Source organism: Ensifer adhaerens, assembly GCF_002007205.1.
Taxonomy (GTDB): Bacteria; Pseudomonadota; Alphaproteobacteria; order Rhizobiales; family Rhizobiaceae; genus Ensifer; species Ensifer adhaerens_D.
The window spans coordinates 1-1038 of sequence record NZ_LAZS01000022.1 but is presented as its reverse complement, the minus strand read 5'-3'; the positions used below and the strand labels follow the sequence as shown (position 1 = coordinate 1038).

1 protein-coding gene is annotated in these 1038 nt (G+C 64.8%); it reads right to left on the bottom strand.

Annotation, left to right across the window (positions count from 1 at the left end; genetic code table 11):
- On the bottom strand, nt 1-803 hold an 803-nt coding region (tdh, locus tag XB14_RS32395; RefSeq protein ID WP_077968720.1), incomplete at its 3' end, for an L-threonine 3-dehydrogenase.
- Between the last annotated feature and the right edge of the window lie 235 nt (nt 804-1038).

The following is a 1038-nucleotide window of genomic DNA, read 5'->3' as shown; positions in this document are numbered from 1 at the left end:
ATGCCGAGGATGGCGATCTTGCCGCCATTGTTCATCTTGTCGATCATGTCGCGGAAGGCGGGGGCCGCTCCCGACATTTCCAGCCCGACGTCGAAGCCCTCGGTCATGCCGATCGCCTTCATCACGTCGGTCAGGTTCTCCTTCGAGGCGTCGACGACGTGGTCGATGCCGACGCTCTTGGCGAGCGCGAGGCGCGTCGGGTTGATGTCGGTGATCACCACCTTGCGCGCGCCAGAGCGCTTGGCGACCAGCGCCCCCATGATGCCGATCGGACCGGCGCCGGTCACGAGCACGTCCTCGCCGACGAGATCGAAGGAAAGCGCGGTGTGCACGGCGTTGCCGAACGGATCAAAGATCGCCGCGATCTCGTCGGGCACATCGGCCGGGATCGGCACGACGTTATATTCCGGCAGGCAAACGAATTCACCGAACGAGCCCGGCCGGTTGACGCCGACGCCGAGCGTGTTGCGGCAGAGATGGCCGCGGCCGGCCCGGCAGTTGCGGCACTTGCCGCAGACGATATGCCCCTCGCCCGAGACGCGTTCGCCGACATGGTACTTGGTGACCGCCGAGCCGACCTCGGCGATCTCACCCATGAACTCATGGCCGACCACCATCGGCACCGGAATGGTTTTTTGCGCCCACTGGTCCCAGTTCCAGATGTGCACGTCGGTGCCGCAAATCGCCGACTTCTTCACCTTGATCAAAACGTCGTTCGGACCGATCTCCGGCACCGGCACCCGCTCCATCCACAGGCCAACTTCCGGCTTCGATTTCACCAGCGCCTTCATCATGTTCGTCATCTGACTGTCTCCAAAATCATCTCGCCCGCTTGGGCATGCCCCTCATCCGGCTGCCGCCACCTTCTCCCCGCCTGCGGGGAGAAGGTATATGCCGCACCCTTGCGCCCATCTCCGAGCATCCGCCGGGCACGTCCCCTCTCCCCGCCTGCGGGGAGAGGGTTAGGGTGAGGGGCAACTCGCCGTCTCCCTCAGATCACGCCAAGCTCGCGGCCGACCTCTTCGAAGGCGGCGATCG